Annotated in this window: 13 protein-coding genes; 8 read left to right on the forward strand and 5 right to left on the reverse strand. The window is 62.6% G+C overall.

Features of this window, described 5'->3' with window-relative positions:
• Positions 1–107 precede the first annotated feature (107 nt).
• The 4 genes from RTP54_RS14830 to RTP54_RS14845 form a co-directional block, all read right to left on the reverse strand.
• On the reverse strand, positions 108–1,079 hold the full coding sequence (locus tag RTP54_RS14830; RefSeq protein WP_312363777.1) for an ABC transporter permease: 972 nt from the start codon (positions 1,077–1,079) through the stop codon (positions 108–110).
• Positions 1,080–1,090: 11 nt separating this feature from the next.
• Positions 1,091–2,071: an ABC transporter permease gene (locus tag RTP54_RS14835; RefSeq protein WP_312363779.1), complete on the reverse strand. Its 981-nt coding sequence runs from the start codon at positions 2,069–2,071 to the stop codon at positions 1,091–1,093.
• Complete coding sequence (locus tag RTP54_RS14840) at positions 2,068–3,609, reverse strand: sugar ABC transporter ATP-binding protein (RefSeq protein ID WP_312363780.1); 1,542 nt, start codon at positions 3,607–3,609, stop codon at positions 2,068–2,070. Before RTP54_RS14840 ends, RTP54_RS14835 begins: the two co-directional genes overlap by 4 nt.
• Positions 3,610–3,676: 67 nt before the next feature.
• Positions 3,677–4,801, reverse strand: a complete 1,125-nt coding sequence (locus RTP54_RS14845) for a sugar ABC transporter substrate-binding protein (protein WP_112806886.1) — start codon at positions 4,799–4,801, stop codon at positions 3,677–3,679.
• 344 nt (positions 4,802–5,145) lie between these two features.
• On the opposite strand from RTP54_RS14845, the gene RTP54_RS14850 reads away from it, so the two are divergent.
• From RTP54_RS14850 to RTP54_RS14860, 3 genes are read left to right on the forward strand one after another with little or no spacing between them, the layout of a single operon-like run.
• Positions 5,146–6,057, forward strand: coding sequence for an SMP-30/gluconolactonase/LRE family protein (locus RTP54_RS14850; RefSeq protein WP_312363782.1), 912 nt, complete (start codon positions 5,146–5,148; stop codon positions 6,055–6,057).
• 14 nt (positions 6,058–6,071) lie between these two features.
• Entirely contained in the window at positions 6,072–6,296 is a 225-nt protein-coding gene (locus RTP54_RS14855; protein WP_112817209.1) for a tautomerase family protein, read from the forward strand.
• Positions 6,293–7,348, forward strand: a complete 1,056-nt coding sequence (locus RTP54_RS14860) for a LacI family DNA-binding transcriptional regulator (RefSeq protein WP_312363783.1) — start codon at positions 6,293–6,295, stop codon at positions 7,346–7,348. The genes RTP54_RS14855 and RTP54_RS14860 overlap by 4 nt, the downstream gene beginning before the upstream one ends.
• 48 nt (positions 7,349–7,396) lie before the next feature.
• Here RTP54_RS14860 and RTP54_RS14865 read toward each other — a convergent pair whose 3' ends face one another.
• On the reverse strand, positions 7,397–8,845 hold the full coding sequence (locus tag RTP54_RS14865) for a PLP-dependent aminotransferase family protein (protein WP_312363784.1): 1,449 nt from the start codon (positions 8,843–8,845) through the stop codon (positions 7,397–7,399).
• A gap of 208 nt (positions 8,846–9,053) precedes the next feature.
• On the opposite strand from RTP54_RS14865, the gene RTP54_RS14870 reads away from it, so the two are divergent.
• From RTP54_RS14870 to RTP54_RS14890, 5 genes are all read left to right on the forward strand, one after another.
• Positions 9,054–10,637, forward strand: coding sequence for an ABC transporter substrate-binding protein (locus RTP54_RS14870; RefSeq protein ID WP_312363785.1), 1,584 nt, complete (start codon positions 9,054–9,056; stop codon positions 10,635–10,637).
• Between the two features lie 66 nt (positions 10,638–10,703).
• Positions 10,704–11,549, forward strand: a complete 846-nt coding sequence (locus RTP54_RS14875; protein ID WP_312363786.1) for an alkaline phosphatase family protein — start codon at positions 10,704–10,706, stop codon at positions 11,547–11,549.
• A 257-nt stretch (positions 11,550–11,806) separates the two neighbouring features.
• Positions 11,807–12,574, forward strand: coding sequence for a L,D-transpeptidase (locus tag RTP54_RS14880; RefSeq protein WP_312363787.1), 768 nt, complete (start codon positions 11,807–11,809; stop codon positions 12,572–12,574).
• Between the two features lie 266 nt (positions 12,575–12,840).
• A complete protein-coding gene (rsgA, locus tag RTP54_RS14885) occupies positions 12,841–13,884 on the forward strand; it encodes a ribosome small subunit-dependent GTPase A (RefSeq protein WP_312364412.1) in 1,044 nt (347 codons plus the stop codon).
• 216 nt (positions 13,885–14,100) lie between these two features.
• Positions 14,101–15,540, forward strand: a complete 1,440-nt coding sequence (locus tag RTP54_RS14890) for an NAD-dependent succinate-semialdehyde dehydrogenase (protein ID WP_312363788.1) — start codon at positions 14,101–14,103, stop codon at positions 15,538–15,540.
• The last annotated feature ends 198 nt before the right edge of the window (positions 15,541–15,738 follow it).

A 15,738-nucleotide genomic window follows, 5' to 3' on the forward strand; every position in this document is an offset into this window, starting at 1 on the left:
AAATTCGACGTTCCTCCGCGCTCGCCAGCGCGCTGCGCCGTGGGGCGGAGAGGAGGAACATGACGTCGCGTCGGCCGCATACGCGTCTTTCGGCGTTTAAGGCAGGTTTATCGGCTCGGCGGCGCACGACCATAAAGCAGGAGCATGAAGATGATGACCCCGCCGTAGATGATCTGGCGTCCAGCCTCGGGCATCTGCGTGACCGAAAGGATGGATTGCAGCAGCGTGATCAGGATGACGCCGGCGACCGTTCCGAGATAGGTCCCCCTTCCGCCGAGGATCGAGGTTCCACCAAGCACGACCGCCGCGATGGCAGGAAGAAGATAGGCGTCCCCCATGGATTGCGCGGCCTTGGACGCATAGCCCGCGAGCAGGACGCCGCCGAAGGCCGACAGCCCGCCCGAGACCGCAAAGGCGATCATGACGATGCGGCGGGTATTGATCCCCGAGAGATAGGCTGCGCGCTCGCGATTGCCGATGCCGTAGACGGCCCGCCCGAAGCCGGTCCGGCGCAGGATGAAGACCATCGCCGCGCCGATCAGCGCCCAGATGAAGACGACATTCGGGATGCCGGGGATCAAAGCGCCGGTTGCCAGATAGCGCATGGCCGCGGTGGCGGAATCCTGCGGCGAGAACCCACCGGTATAGACCACCATCACCCCTTGAGCGACGGCATTGGTCGCAAGCGTCACGATCATCGAGGGAATGCGCAGGTAGGCCACCCCGACGCCGTTGACGAGACCGATGCCGATGCCGCACAGGATGCCGAAGGGAATGGCAAGCGTGGTCCCGAGAGGACCGTAGGCCGCAGCGGCGCAGGCCATCATCGCGCCTGTCGCCACCGTCCACGGGACGGAGAGATCGATCTGCCCAAGCAGGATGACGAGCATCATGCCCGTGGCGATGACGCCAAGGAAAGATGCCACCTTCAATTGCTGCAACAGATACTCCGGTGACAGGAAGCTACGCGAATAGAAGCTGCCAAGCACAAGGAGCAGCAGGATGCAGCCGAAGGCGGTGAGCACCGCCGGGTCGAGGCTGCGCATGAAGCGCGTCTTGCGTCCGGTTGTCTGCGTCATCGCCGTCTCGCTCACTGGAACCACTCCAATCGATTGCGCACGCGGAAGAGGGCGAGCGCGCCCAGGCTGACGGCCGCCAACAGGATCAGCCCCTGGAACAGCGGTTGCCAGAGCGGATCGAAATCGAAAACGAACAGGAGGTCGCCGATCGTGCGGAATGCCAGCGCGCCGAAGACCGCGCCGATTGCACTCCCCTTCCCGCCGAACAGCGACACGCCGCCCAACACGACGGCGGCAATCGAAAACAGCGTGTAGGCATTGCCGCTCGCAAGCGCTGCGTCACCCGTATAGGTGAAGAAGGTCAGGAACAGCCCGCCGATGCCAGCCACAAGTCCCGACAGCGCATAGGCCAGCAGCTTGCCACGCCGGATCGGCATGCCGGACATGTAGGCCGCGGTTTCCGATGAACCGGCCGCATAGGCCGCGCGGCCGTAGACCGAGCGACTGAACGGCACCCATATCAGGGCAATCACGGCCGCAAGCACAACAAGGCTCGCCGGCACGACGCTGAAGATCCGTCCCGTCAGGGCATCCGCCAGAACCTCGTTGACCGACCCGCCCGGAAACGGCCGCAGCAGCAGCGCGATGCCGAAATAGACTGCCCCCGTCGCGATTGTCGCCACGATCGGCTGTAGCCGCCCGTAAATGACGATGGCGCCGTTGATCGCTCCACACAAGGCGCCCACGGCCAGCACAATGACCACACCGACGGCCGTCTCAAGCGGTGAGCCCACGACCAGCCATGAGGCCAGGCAATTGGTGAGAAGGAAGATCATGCCGACCGACAGGTCAATGCCCGCGGTGATCACCACCATGGTCTGCGCCATTGCGACAAGGGCGAGCAGTACCCCCTTGTTCGCAGCCGTCTGGACGACATTCGCGGTGAAACCCGCCGGATGGTTCGCCGTGTAGATGATGAACATCACAACGAAGATCGAAAGCGCCGTCAATGTGCCCCGGTGCTCCGCCAGTCGGTATTGCCAGTCCTTCATTGTGCCGGCTCCTGATGGGTTGGGTCGGCCGGGTGGATGTTGAGCGCGCTGGCAATCAGCGCATGCTCGGTTATGTCAGGCCCAATCAGTTCCCGTTTCACGGTCCCATCATAGAGGACAAGCACCCGGTCGCAGCAGCCGATCAGCTCGGCATAGTCAGTCGAGTAGTACAGGATGGCAGCCCCCTCGTCCGCAAGGCGCCGCAGGAGCTGATAGATCTCCTGTTTGGTTCCCACGTCGATGCCGCGTGTCGGATCGTTGAGGAGGAGGATGCGGGGCTGCCGCATCAGCCATTTCGCAATGACGACCTTCTGCTGGTTGCCCCCGGACAGCGCCGCGACAGGCGCGTCGATGTTGCCCGCCTTGATGGCAAGCAGCGTCATCACGCGGTCGATGATGTCGTCCTCCTTCGCGCTGTCGATGACCCCGGCGCGCGTCAGGCGATCGAGAGACGCGAGCGAAAGATTTTCACGCACCGTCATCGGCAGCATCAGCCCTTCGGTCTTGCGATCCTCGGGGATAAGCGCCATGCCGATGCCGAGCTGGCGCGCCTGCGCGGGGCTGGCGATGCGAACCGGACGGCCATCGACAAGCACCCTGCCGCGCAGTCCGCGCAGAACCCCGAACAGCGCCAGGAGCAGGTCGCGCTGGCCTTGCCCATCCAGCCCGCCGAGGCCTACGATTTCACCGGCATGGAGCGAAAAGGAGATGTCGTGCAGGCGGTCCGCCCAGGAGAGGCTTTGTGCCTGGAGCACCGGCTCAGCCTGCATAGGCTGATCGGGTTTTGGCGGATAGACGCTATGATACTCACGGCCGATCATCATCTGGATGACCTCCGTGTCGCTCTTCGTGCCCGCGGCATAGCTCGCAACCTTGCTTCCGTTGCGAAACACCGTGCAATCGTCCGCGAGTTCGGCGATCTCGTTCATGCGATGCGAAATGTAAAGCAGCGCCAACCCTTCCGCGCGCAATCGCTTCAGCACCGCGAATACCTTGGATACATCCGCCGCCGTCAGCGCCGATGTCGCTTCGTCGAGAATGAGGATGCGTGGCTTGCGGGCCAGCGCCTTGGCGATCTCGACGATCTGCTTGCGCGACAGCGGCAAGTCCTTGACCAGCGCCAGGGGGTGGATGTCTTCAGCACCGGCGCGCGCCAATGCCTCCTCAGCGAGACGCCGCTGGGCCCTGCGGTCGATCATGCCGAACCGCGTCGGCGGATTGGAGATGATGATGTTGTCCGCGACGCTGAGTTCAGGGATCAACGAAAGCTCCTGAAACACCGAGACGATGCCGGCAGCGTTGGCCGCGGCCGGCGAAGCGAACTCCACCGGCTTCCCGTCCAGTGTCATGCGCCCATCGTCCGGAGCCACAACGCCTGCCATGATCTTGATGAGGGTCGACTTGCCGGCGCCGTTCTCGCCGAGAACGGCATGGATGGCGCCCGCCCTCACCGACAGCTCGGCGTTTTCAAGTGCCCGAACACCGCCATAGCGTTTCGATATCCCTTCCATGCGAAAGAGCGGTGCGCCACTTTCCATTACGCTCTCCGGGATCCGTTGCTGGCGACGGGCACCGCACAGCTTCGCGATGCCCGCACCGATCGACCTACTGGTTTTCCTTGCTCTGCTTCATGATCTCCTGGGCGGAGAAATTGATCCCGCAGGTGGGGAAGGAATTGCCGACGAAGAAGTTGTCGGACTCGGACTGGAAGTAATCCTGGCCCTCCTTGAAATTCGGATCTTCGACGATCGCCAACGGCAACTTGACCGACTGCGGGATCACCTGCCCCTCAAGCGCGGCGATCGCCGTCTTGATGGCCACGGCCACCTGTGCCGGCCCGGTCCCGGCCGACGAGCATTTCAGGCCGTCGGCGGCATGGGCCGCACAGAATTTGCGGAAGCCGTTTTCGGTTTCGCCGCCGAAGGGCACGAACGGGTGCTTGGCGTCGATCATCGCCTGGACGATGCCGGTATCGCCGCCCTGGCCAGTAATGCCATCGAAAGGACCGCTGGTCGCGATCGCATCCGCCGTCACCTTCTGTGCGACGCCGTCGTCCCATTTGCCCATGACCTCGACGACCTCGAATTTTTTGCCCGACGCCTGAAGCTTCTCATGGATGCCGTCGTGCCGGTCGGTATCAACAGACGTGCCGGCGACGCCGCGCACCTCCAGCACCTTGCCGCCATCCGGCAGATGCTTGACGAGCCAGTCGCCCCACAGGGCGCCGAGCCCCTTCTGGTCGACGTTGACGTTGATGGCGTCCTCCGTGTCGAGGATGTTGTCGAAGGCGACCAGCACCACGCCGGCCTCTTTCGCCCGCTTGATGACAGGCGCGAATGCCGTCGGGTTCTGGGCGTTGACGACGATGGCGTCATAACCGGAATCGATGAAGTTGTTGATCGCCGAGATCTGGGCGGGCACATCTTCGCCTGTCGAGACGACCTTGAACTCCTTCAGCTTGGCGGCGACATCTGGCTGGGCGGCATAGGCCTTGGCCGTCTGGACCATCTGGATACGCCAGGTGTTGGCGATATAGCCGTTCGCAAGTGCGATGCGGTACGGGCCGTCTTTTTTCGGAAACTTGAAGAATTTCGTGTCCGCCGACCATGGCGAGAAGCATTCCGGCTCTGCGGCCGGCCCGGAAACAACTTCCGGCTCCGCGTAGGCGGCCGAATTCAGCATGAAAAAGGCAGTGGCAGCAACGATGCCGCCAGCGAGCGACTTCACCATCGACATTTCCTCCCGTTGGCGCGCCACTGTTTTGCTCTCCGGTTCGAGGAGAAGCCTCCACTCGAACGGCACGAACGCCTGGCATCGGCACGCTGGATGCCTGCTTTTCAGCTTTGACGCGGCGCCCTGGTCTCCTCCCGAAAACACCGACATCGGTTAATTAGGTAGCGCTACCATAGCGGATTGTAAAGTAATATTTACGGAGCGAACATTCCGCAACAGCAGCAATGCAGCAATTCCGGAAGGGCTCCAGCTATGGGAACAAGAAGACTATTCACTTCCTTGATGTTAGCGCTATCATATGCGCACCGACGGAAGTGGAACGTTGTCGCTTGGGGGAGAGCATGGCTGAGGATTTCGAGATCATGGACCGGCGCTTTGCCCCGCTGGTGAACCACAGCGCCCGGGTCGAGCAGCTCTATACGGGCTGCCGCTGGGCGGAGGGACCAGCCTATTTCGCTGCCGGGCGCTATCTCGTCTGGTCTGATATCCCCAATGACAGAATGCTGCGCTACGACGAGACCGACGGTCATGTCAGCACATTTCGCCAGCCGTCCAACTTTTCCAACGGCAACACCACCGACCGGCAAGGCCGGCTGGTGACCTGCGAGCACGGTGGCCGCCGCGTGACCCGCACCGAGCATGACGGAAGCATCGTCACGATCGCCGACCGCTTTAACGGCAAGCGGCTCAACTCGCCGAATGACGTGGTCGTGCGGTCGGATGGCTCGATCTGGTTTACAGATCCCGCCTATGGCATCGAGTCGGACTATGAGGGCCACAAGGCCGAGAGCGAAATCGGCGCCTGCTACGTCTATCGCGTCGATCCGGCGACGGGTGGGATTGCGGCTGTGATCACCGACATGGTGCGGCCGAACGGCATCGCCTTCTCGCTCGACGAAAAGCGCCTCTACGTGGTCGACACCGGACGGACGCACGGCCCGGAGCATCCTGCGCATATGCGCGTCTTCGATGTAGACGACGCGGGTGCCGTATCGGGCGGGCGCGTCTTTGCCGATTGCACTGCGGGCCTTTTCGACGGCTTCCGGCTCGATGACGAGGGAAGGATCTGGACGAGTGCGCGCGACGGCATCCATTGCTACCACCCGGACGGCCCCCTCATCGGCAAGGTGAAGGTGCCGGAAAATACCGCCAACTGCGTGTTCGGCGGGCCTAAACGAAACATCCTCTACATCTGCGCGACCAGTTCGCTCTATGCGGTGCGGCTGATGATCAACGGTGCAAAGCTCTATTGAGCGGGAGGCCGACAATGCCATTTGTGCGCATCACCATCGTGCGCGAGACCCTCGCCGACGATCCTTCGGGCAAGAAGGCCGCCATGAGCAGCAAGATCGCGGCGGCAATCTGCGAGGCGACCGGACTTCCCGAGCGCGACATCTCAATCGTTTTCGATGAGGTGGACGCAAGGGATTGGTATGTCGGCAACAGCAATGTCGAGAGCCTGCGCCGGCGCAGCGAACAGGGGCCGACGTGACGGACGACATCGCTCCAAGAGAACAGGGCCGCAGGGCAAGCCGGCGCAGCAGCGGCAGGCCGACCATCGCCGACGTCGCCAAGCTGGCCGGCGTCGCCGCGATTACGGTTTCGCGTGCGCTGCGCGATCCGTCGCTCGTGTCGGCAGAGCTGCGCGCGGAGATCGACACGGCGGTACTCCAGCTCGGCTATGCGCCCGACCCCAATGCGCGAGCGCTTGCCTCATCGCGTGCCGATGTGATCGGCGTCCTCGTCCCATCGCTGACGAACATCGTCTTTGCCGACATCGTCCGGGGGATCTATGACGGGCTCGGCGACGGCCCATTGCAGATACAGATGGGCAATACGCACTATTCTCCGCGCGAGGAGGAGCGCTTGGTGCGCATGTTTCTGAGCCAGCGGCCATCGGCGCTGATCGTCTCCGGCATCGACCAGACCGAGGCGACCCGCAAGCTGCTCGAGAGCGCGGATTGCCCGATCGTGCAGATCATGGAACATGGCGACGATCCGGTCGACATGCTGATCGGCTTTTCCCATTTCGAAGGCGGCAAGGTCGCGACCAATCATCTGATCCAGGCGGGATGCCGCCGGATCGGCTTCATCGGCGCCCGCATGGACCCCCGCTCGCAGCGCCGCCTCGCCGGCTATCGCGCAGCACTGGAGGCAGCCCAGCTTTTCGACCCGAAATTGATCACCACCACGCTGACGCCGTCGCGAGTATCACTCGGCGGCCAGTTGCTCGCCGATGCTCTTGCGAAGGTCGCCGATCTTGACGCGGTCTTCTGCAACAATGACGACCTTGCCATGGGTGTGCTGTTCGAATGCCAGCGGGCAGGTATAGCAGTGCCACAGCGCATGGCCATCTGCGGCTTCAACGACCTCGACATGATGTGCGTCGCCTATCCGTCGCTGACCAGCGTGCGCACGCCGCGCCACGAGATCGGCCTGCGCTCGGTACAGATGGTGCTGGATCGGCTCGCCGGCCGGCCGATCCCGTCATCGATCGTCGATCTGGGCTTTGAGCTTCAGGTGCGTGAAAGCACGATGCGATAGCAGGACGGGCCGTGTCGTCGGGGGCAATACTCGCGACCGACAGGAGGTTTATGTCGGCGCCACACAGCGTCTCAACAATGTCATGCCCAATTCGATCTCATCTTCCGTCGACGCGGCGAAACCGACGAGAAGTGCCTTTCGCGGCGATTTCCGGTCGGCAAAGTAATAGGACAGTTGTTCGACGCCAAGATTGTTGTTTCGACACCGGATCAGCACCGCGTCCTCGTCCACCGACTGATCCTTGAAATAGCAGAGATTGTAGAAGCCCGATGCGAACTCGGGCGGCTCGAAGATATCGGCAAAATCGGACCGCAGGATGTGCATGAGCCGGTTCTGGCGCCGGGCGTAGATGCGGCGCATCCGGTGAAGATGACGGACATAATGACCGTCCTCGATGAGACGACCGACGATCTGTTCGGTGAACTGGGGCAACGCCCGATAGCGAACCTGGATCAACCGGCGGCATCTGTCCGCCAGCGCCCTCGGCATGATCATGTACCCGACGCGGAGCGACTGCAGCAGCGTCATGCTGAAGGCGCCGATATAGATGACCTGACCGGCCTGATCGAGCGCTTTCAGCGGTGGGATCGGCCCGCCGAGATAGCGAAACTCGCTCCCCAGATCGTCTTCGATGATCAGCGTCCCGCGGTCGGCCGCCCAGTGCAGCATTTCCAGCTTTCGCTTCATCGGCATCGCGATCGTCATCGGCTGCTGCTTGGCGGCGGTAACGAAGGCAATTTTGACATCGCGGCTCGCAACCGTGTGCGGGTCCGGCCCGGAGGCATCGACGTGCATCGGCTCTATCCTGCAGCCGGCCGACTGGAAGATCGACCGGATTGCCGCCATCCCCGGCTCCTCGAAAGCGACCGTATCGCCGGGGTCGAGCAACAGTTCGGCGAGGAGCGTGACGGCATGATGCGCCCCGAGCGTGGTCACCACCTCCTCCGGCTCGCATCGTATACCGCGGCTGACGGCAATGTGCCGGGCGATCTGCTCCTCGAGCAGGGAGGGACGCAGGATCTCGCGGTAATTGACGATCCGGAAATCCCCCTGGGCGTAGACCTCCTTCGTCAATCGCGACCAGATATCCACCGGAAACAGCCGGTGGTCGGGCGTTGCCATGTGCAGGAGCTGCGACCCGTCATTGAGGGTCAGGGAGTTGCGCCATGTCAGCGCCTTCCCCCGTCGCGACAGCAGCTTTTCGAACCGGTCCAGCACGGCGCCATCGCTTCCGCCGGATGTGCTGGATTTGCCCTGTTGGCGCCGGGGAACCGTCTCGACATAGGTACCGCTACCGCGCGCGGAATTGAGATAGCCTTCGGCGACAAGCTGGTCGAGCGCTGTCACCACCGTGAAGCGGGAGACGCCGAGACTTTCCGACAGGACACGTGACGACGGGATGCGCATCCCGCCGGGAAGCGCGCCCGACAGGATCATCTCCCTGAGCCCGTCATAGAGCTGGAGGTAGAGGGGCCGCGCGCCGTCGGCGTCGAGCATCAATCCATCCAGGCTGGATCCGTCGATCGTGCGGGCGATTTGGGGCCTCCCTGCGGTGTGACCCACCCGTGACAAGTGGACTGGTCATTTTTATCATTTCTGGACATGTATACAGCACGCTTGCTGGCTAAAATCCATCACGATCATGCGGAGGCGCCGACGGACCAAGCGCGGGCCTGGCCAGTTCGGCCGTATCGGGGGACTATCGATGGATGAACTCAAGTATCTCTCCGGCCTCGTTGCGAAGGGCCGGATGTCTCGCCGCGACTTTCTGGGGCGCAGCGCCGCTTTCGGGGTCGGCCTTGCTGCGGCAGGTTCCCTGCTGACGACAGCCGTGAAGGCCGAGGGGCCGGTGCGCGGCGGAACGATCAAGATCGGAATGCAGGGCGGCGCGTCGACCGACAGCCTCGACCCGGGCCTTGCCACCAATCAGGTCTCCGCGATGATCAATCATCTGTGGGGCGAGACCCTCGTCTGGCTGGCGCCGGATGGTTCGCCAATTCCCGTTCTTGCGGAAGAATGGAGCGCCTCACCTGACGCAAGAACCTGGACCTTCAAGATCCGCAAGGGCGTGCAGTTTCACGATGGCAAGACGCTGACGCCCGGCGACGTCGTCGCGACGATCGAGCGGCATTCGGATGAAAGTGCAAAATCGGGCGCTCTGGGCATTCTCAAGGGGATAGAGGCTGTCAGGGCGGACGGCGACACCGTCGTCTTCACGCTGAAGGAAGCCAACGCCGACATGCCCTTCCTGATGATCGACTATCACTTGGTGATCCAGCCGAATGGCGGCAAGGACAATCCCGAGGCGGCGGTCGGCACGGGCCCCTACAAGCTTGCCGACCGCGAAGCAGGGGTTCGCTACAATGCAACCCGCTTCGACGGCTACTGGGCCAGCGAAGCGGTCGGATTCGCCGAGCAGGTGGAGGTCGTCGTCATCAATGATGCAACGGCGCGCATCGCCGCCCTGCAGAGCGGCCAGGTGCACATGATCAACCGGATCGAGCCGAAGACCGTCGCGCTGCTGAAAAACATGCCGCGGGTGACGATCCGCAACGTGTCCGGCCGTGGCTTTTATCCTTTCAACATGTTCTGCGACACCGCGCCCTTCAACAACAGGGACCTGCGCCTTGCGCTCAAATACGCAATGGACCGCGAGACGATGATTGCCCGCATACTGCATGGCTACGGCTCGCTCGGCAACGACGCACCGATCAACAAGGCTTATCCGCTTTACGAGGAAATCGAGCAGCGGACCTTTGACCCGGAGAAGGCCGCCTTCCACTTCAAACAGTCCGGGCAAACCGGCGGCATCGTGCTGCGCACGTCGGACGTGGCATTTCCCGGCGCGGTCGACGCCGCGGTCCTCTATCAGGAGAGCGCCAGGAAGGCCGGCATCGAGATCGAGGTCAAACGCGAGCCCGGCGACGGTTACTGGTCGAACGTCTGGAATGTCCAGCCCTTCGCGACGTCCTACTGGGGTGGCCGACCGACGCAGGACCAGATGTACTCCACCGGCTACATCTCGTCGGCGGACTGGAACGACACGCGGTTCAAGAGCGGGGCCTTCGACAAGCTCGTCGTCACCGCGCGCGCCGAACTGGACGAGACGAAGCGGCGGGCGATGTATCGCGACATGGCGGAGATGATGCGCGACGAAGGCGGTCTGATCGCGCCGATGTTCAACGACTTCATCGACGGTGTCGGCGAGAGCATCCAGGGATGGGTCGACAATCCCGCCGGCGAACTCATGAATGGCGACGCGCCGCTGCGCTGCTGGCTCGGCGCCTGATCGCACACCCGGAACAAGCGCGCCGCCCCGCAGGCGGCGCGTCAAGCCACGCCAAGGAAACCATAAATGCCGCTTGCCAACAAACTTCTGTTGATCATTCTCGACGGCCAGCCCTGGCGCGCAGCGCGGCGACTGATGGGCAATCTGGAAGGCTGGGTGGAAGCTGGCGAGGCGCGCGTGTGGAAGATGCGCTCGGTTCTGCCGTCCACATCAGCCTCGTGCTACGCGTCGATCCACACCGGCGTGCCGCCCCAGGTCCATGGCGTGCTTTCGAATGAAACCCTGTTTCGCGTCGCACAACCCGACATATTTTCCGAAGTGGCAAGGGCCGGCGGCAGGACGGGCGCCGTAACCCATTCCTTCTGGTCGGTGTTCTTTCAGCGCGCGCCTTTCGACATGGTCCGCGACATCGAATATGACGAGGCGGAAGGGCCCATTCATCATGGCCGTTTCCATACCATGGCGGGTTACAATCATCAGAACCAGATGACGCCCAGCGACCTCGACCTCTTCGCGACGCTCACCATGCTGACCGAGCGCCATGCGATCGACTATGGCATCCTCCACACCTGCACGCTCGACAGCATGGGGCATCGCTACGGCCACGATTGTGCGCAGATGGATCATGCCTGTTTCACCATAGACGCACACCTTGCCGCCTTCCTGCCCCGCTGGCGCCGCAACGGCTACGAGGTCATCGTTACGGCCGACCACGGACAGACCAGCCGGGGGCATCACGGCGGTGCCGATGGAGACATGCAGGATGTCGCTTTCTATTGGTTCGGGGGCGGCGGCGGTCCGGCGCCCGACACGCTGCTGCACCAGCTGCAACTGGCCCCGACAGTGCTCTCGCGACTTGGCCTGCAGCAACCGGACAGCATGAAATTCAAGACGTTTCTGACCTCGTCTTGACGATACGGACTGCAACGCAGCCGCCATCCTCATCCGGCAGGCTTGTGTCCCCGGTACTAACGTCGACCGCATCGTGGCAGCGTCCGAAGAGACAAGCCACACAACGCTCCAAGCCGCGCACCGCGATGGGCCGTCTGCCGACACCGCTGGTACCTGGCGGCGTCAGGTTATTGTTTTACGTCTTCTTAACCACGAATTGTGAAACTGCGGCCATCCGGTGGGCATGATGCCGTCCGTTCGCTTGGGGTAAGAAGTGCATGCGTAAGCCGCAAGATCAGAAGCTGTCCACTGGGGTGTTGCTACAGGACCCCGGTTATGTCGTCTCCCGCCGCGCCGTACTTTCGGGCCTCGGCGTCATGAGCCTGCTCGGCGCCTCCGGCTGCTCGCAAGTGCTCGATCTCCCGTCGATGGAACCCGCGGGCGTCGACCGGATGTCGACAGGATCGATCCCACCGATCAGTGTCGACAGCAACATCACCGACAATGGTACGATGTATGCCTCGATGGTCGACAATGGCTTCGTCATCCCGGCAATTCCATTCCAGAAGATCAAGCCGGAATTCCGTCGCCAGATCGTCATCGATCCGACCGGCGAAGCGCCGGGCACGATCGTGGTGCGGCTCAACGAGCGGTATCTCTATTGGGTGCAGGAAGGCGGCGAAGCGGTCCGTTATGGCGTCGGCATCGGCAAGGCTGGCTTCGAATGGAACGGCCGCGCGGAAATCCAGTACACGAAGCAGTGGCCGACCTGGACGCCGCCCAGAGAGATGATCGCGCGCAAGCCGGAGCTGGTGAAATGGACAAACGGTCAGCCGGGTGGCCTCGACAACCCGCTTGGCGCCCGCGCCCACTATCTCTTCAAGGACGGCCAGGACACGGGCTACCGCGTGCACGGCTCACCTGAATGGTGGACCATCGGCACGCAGGCGTCTTCCGGCTGCGTGCGCATGATCAACCAGGACGTCATCGACCTCTACAACCGGGTCAAGGCATCGCCGACGAAAGTCCCGATCGTGGTGGCGTGAACGGCACTGAGCCTGCAGCAACGATCTGAACGTCTTTGGCTGATGGCGGGCTTTCACCATATCCTGAACTGAAGATTGACCAACATTTCTATGGCAGCCTGGTCGACATCGTTCGCGAAGGCTTCGACCGTGCCATACGCGGCAGCCGCAATCCCGGCGTTTCAAGCCTGGTTGCAACAAGGCCCCCTTTCGCTTACTCCGGCAAGGCTGCCGCCTACGGAATTTCTTTGCCTAAGCGGGATCATCGGCGTTACTAGGCGAGAAGCCTGCACGGATCAAAGGCGGAGCAAATTTTGACGAACTCCCGGCTCCACTCAGCGTTGGAATTGCTTGGTTGGTCCGCATTTTTTGCGGATCAGGTAGAGCCTGCCGAAGCAGACCTCGTACCGAGGCGCGTCGCTTCTGTTCACAGGGCCCGCATCGAGGCGATGGGCGACACAGGTTCGGTCCGGCTGGAACTGCCTGCCAATGCCAACACGGCTGACTTCGCGGTGGGAGACTGGGTGCTTGCCGATCCCCTGTCCGACATGCTCGTCCGCCGGCTTGACCGGAAAACCGTGTTCAAGCGACGTCCGGAGGTCGGACGGGCCGAACAACTTGTTGCTGCCAACATCGACACGCTGTTGATCGTGACGTCTTGCAACGCCGACTTCAATGTGGAACGGCTGGAACGTTACCTGATCATGGCCAACCAGGCCGGCAGCAAACCGGTCATCGTCTTGACCAAGGCTGACACCGCGGACGACGTTGGCGCGTTTCAGGCCAAAGCCGAGGCTTTGCAGCGCGACCTGCCGGTCGTGGCTCTCAATGGGCGTTCCGACGATGCAGGCTCGCTTTTGAGTTCCTGGTGCGGCGTTGGCCAAACGATTGCGCTGGTGGGATCATCCGGCGTCGGAAAGTCCACCTTGGTGAACACACTCACGAAAACCGACGCAAAGCAGAAGACCGGAACTATCCGCGAACATGACGCGCAAGGTCGTCACACCACGACCGCGCGCTCGCTGCATGCCATTCCGGGTGGCGGCTGGGTCATCGATACGCCTGGAATAAGAACACTCTACGTCAGCGATATCACCGACGGGATCGACACGCTTTTTTCCGACATAACGGAACTGGCTCCGCATTGCCGATTTCGCGATTGTACCCATGCCCACGAACCCGGCTGCGCGGTTCAGGCAGCTGTCAAGAGCGGGACTTTGGCCGCCGACCGCGTTGAACGCTGGCGAAATCTTGTTTCTGAAAACCGGGACCGCACACCTGTTACAAGCGGACCGCGCGGCAACAAGATTGTTCGCAAGAAGAAGTATTGACGGGCTGACGCCTCGAAAGGAAGCGAGCCTACAGTGCTTCCAGGCGTGAGCGCACGCCGAACACACCGCTTGCACGAGCGACCACAAGAATGTCGCGATGCCTCTTGATCTTCTTCTGTCGTTGCGGTCAGTCTCCCGGCCAAACCGAGTTCCTTGCCACCTGACATTCTGTTGATGCGGTCGGGGTGGCCTATTGCGTAAAGAGAAGGTTTTCGCATGTCAGTTTACCCGGATATCCTCCTTCACATCGACGGCCAATGGCGCCCGGCTCGATCGGGCAAGACCATCCCGGTCATCGACCCCGCGACGGAGGAAGCAATCGGAACGGTCGCCTGGGCCGAACTGCCGGACCTGGACGAAGCGCTCGGCGCCGCCCAAAAAGGTTTTGAGATCTGGCGGAGGACGTCTGCGTTTGATCGCGCCAAGGTCATGCGGGTGGCGGCCGACCTCTTGCGGACCCGCGCCGGCGATATCGCCTGGCTGATGACCCGCGAACAGGGCAAACCGCTCGGCCAGTCCAAGGGCGAGATCCTCAGTGCCGCCGACATCATCGACTGGTTTGCCGAAGAGGGCCGCCGCGCCTATGGCCAGATCATACCGCCGCGCTCGCCCGATGTGACCCAGATGACGGTTAAAGTCCCGGTTGGGCCGGTCGCTGCCTTCACCCCGTGGAATTTCCCGATCAACCAGGTGGTGCGCAAGCTCTCGGCCGCCCTTGCGACCGGGTGCTCCATTATCGTCAAGGCTCCGGAGGAAACGCCGGCATCGCCGGCCGAATTGATCCGCTGCTTCGTCGATGCCGGCGTGCCGGCTGGCGTCGTCAATCTGGTCTATGGCGTTCCGGCCCAGATCTCCGAGTATCTCATCTCGCATCCGGTGATCCGCAAGATGTCGTTCACCGGCTCGACGCCCGTTGGCAAGTCGCTGGCGGCTCTTGCCGGCCAGCACATGAAGCGGGCGACGATGGAACTTGGCGGCCATGCGCCAGTCATCGTCACGGAAGATGCCGATATCGACGAGGCAATCGCCGTGATGGCCGGCAGCAAATATCGCAATGCCGGCCAGGTGTGCGTATCGCCGACGCGGTTCCTCGTTCAGGAACGGGTCGCCGACCGCTTCATCGACGGCTTCACCGCCGCCTCGCAGGCGATCAAGGTCGGCAACGGCCTCGATGCTGCAACCGACATGGGGCCGCTCGCCAACGAACGCCGTATTCCCGCGATCGAAAGGCTTGTTGTCGATGCCGTCGACCACGGCGGACGCCTCACCACCGGCGGCCACCGCATCGGCAATCGTGGCTATTTCTTCGAGCCCACGGTTCTCGCCGACGTGCCCCTCAACGCTGCCATCATGAACGATGAACCGTTCGGTCCGGTCGCTATCATCAACCGCTATTCGGCGCTGGACGAGGCCATCAGCGAAGCCAACCGACTGCCGTTCGGACTGGCCGCCTACGCCTTCAGCGGGTCGCAACGCAGCTCCGACCGCATCGCCTCGGAGGTTGAAAGCGGGATGATCTCGATCAACCATCTCGGCCTTGCCCTTCCCGAAGTCCCCTTCGGCGGCATCAAGGATTCCGGCTATGGTACTGAAGGCGGCTCCGAAGCCATCGAAGCCTACCTGGAAACCCGGCTCGTGACGCGCAAGAGCCGTTGAGGTCTTGCCGCGCCGCCGCCCGCACCTGCTGCCATCCGGCGCAACGTGCGGGCACCATCCGGGCGTAAAACTGGCAGTCTTTGCGTTTATTGCGCGGACATTTCCGCCCGCGCAATGCGCCGCACCACCGCCGGGCTGACTTCGAAACCAAAAATCGCGAAAAATGCGTAGCCTTCCCAGTGCAAGGTCACCGGGGAG

Source organism: Ensifer sp. (assembly GCF_031989085.1).
Classification (GTDB): Bacteria; Pseudomonadota; Alphaproteobacteria; order Rhizobiales; family Rhizobiaceae; genus Ensifer.